This is a genomic window from Psychrobacillus vulpis, assembly GCF_006861825.1.
Classification (GTDB): Bacteria; Bacillota; Bacilli; order Bacillales_A; family Planococcaceae; genus Psychrobacillus; species Psychrobacillus vulpis.
Genome location: NZ_VDGI01000059.1, coordinates 1 through 1,554, shown reverse-complemented (window position 1 = coordinate 1,554; position 1,554 = coordinate 1). Strand labels below are relative to the sequence as shown.

Sequence of the window (1,554 nt, the reverse complement as noted above, 5' to 3'; positions counted from 1 at the left end):
TTAGGCTACATTTTGTGAATGGTGACTTGGAAGAGCCGTGTGCGTAAATAGCGCAAGCACGGTTCTGTGAGGGGGGAGGAACACAATCTACCGCAAGGTAGAGAGGTTCCCTTCTACTCGACTACTTGAAGATCGTTGAGCTGCTTAGGTGGCTTTTTTTCTTATTGAACTAATGGTGCAGGATAGTTAAAGAAGGATTCTCTTAATAAATGGGGAATTAACAAGGGAATAATACTTTTTTGAAAAGCGGTGATTCAGTGGAGTTGATATTTATTCGTCATGGTCAAGGAGAACATACATTGGATATACCAAGTAGTCTACAAATAAAAAACCCTTCATTAACACCAAAAGGTGTTATACAAGCACAATTGTTAAGAAATCAATTCCCTTTAACTAATAAAGATATTGTATTCATTAGTCCTATTAGAAGAACGCTACAAACTGCATTCATTTGGAGTGAAAATATAGATTGTAGTAAGATTGTAAGTCCATTGGTCTCTCCACGAATGTTTCCTATTCTTCCAGATAAAAACACATTGCCTTGTGATAAAATAATTGATTTAGAAATAATCAAAGAAGAATATCCAACTTTTGAAATTGATATGAATGTTCCGCTTGATTTATGGGCTGATGGCATAAATGTTATGCTTGAAAGTAAATTCTTAAAAATTGCAGAAGAATTTATTACGGATTGCAAGCTGCTACAGAAAGAAAAGATTTATATAGTTTCCCATGATGGTACCATTACTTCTTATCGTCAATTGATCTCAGGTCAAAATTTAACCAGAAAAGATTTCCCTTACGAAACAGGTTGGTTTCAAATTAGTTGTTGAACTCCCATGAAAATTAAAATCTTCGATTTAGAGAAATAGACAATACGAAATCAGACGCAGCTCATTTATTTTTTAAAAAAGTGCAGCGCCTAAATGGGGATCAAATTATGGGTTGGATTAGGAGGCATTTGGTTCAGTGATTGTAACGTTGTATCCTAAGTTTTCAAGTCTCCGAACAGAATATCGTACAATCGATTGTTCTTTTTGCTTGTCAAAGTAATCCTCTCCTAAATCTACGTACATCTCTTTGCGGGTTAACAGATAATAGGAGATTCTTAAAATGGCATGAGCGACAGATATTCCTGCCCGTTTTTTTCCCTTTCTTGATGCAGTACGCCTATACAAGGCTCCCAAATAGGTTTTGGATCCTCTGACAGAATGAGCTGCTTCAATTAATGCCGATTTCAAGTACTTGTTTCCTTTTTTCATGTTGGTTGATTTTCTCTTGCCCGCACTCTCATTATGTCCAGGTACTAATCCTGCCCAGGAACATAAGTGCGCCGAACTGGGGAATTGCTTCTCGACATCCGTACCGACTTCAGCTAAGATTTGTTCGGCCATTCGAGTGGCGATGCCGGGAATGGAATCCAATCTCTCAATATCTTCTTGGTGGGAGGATAATCTAGTAGCCACCTCTTCATTTAACAGTTCAATCTGCTCAGAAAGAAATTCTATATGGACCAGAATGGTTTTTAACATGAGACGTTGATGTGGATTGATA

General features: G+C 37.3%; 2 protein-coding genes. One reads left to right on the top strand and one right to left on the bottom strand.

The window, feature by feature from the left end; translation table 11 throughout:
• Nucleotides 1–257: 257 nt before the first annotated feature.
• The gene (locus tag FG384_RS19455) at nt 258–833 is read left to right on the top strand and encodes a histidine phosphatase family protein (RefSeq protein ID WP_142644343.1); all 576 of its coding nucleotides are present in this window, start codon (nt 258–260) and stop codon (nt 831–833) included.
• Nucleotides 834–950: 117 nt separating this feature from the next.
• Here FG384_RS19455 and FG384_RS19450 read toward each other — a convergent pair.
• A partial coding sequence (locus tag FG384_RS19450; protein ID WP_142644342.1) for a transposase occupies nt 951–1,554 on the bottom strand: 604 nt, incomplete at its 5' end.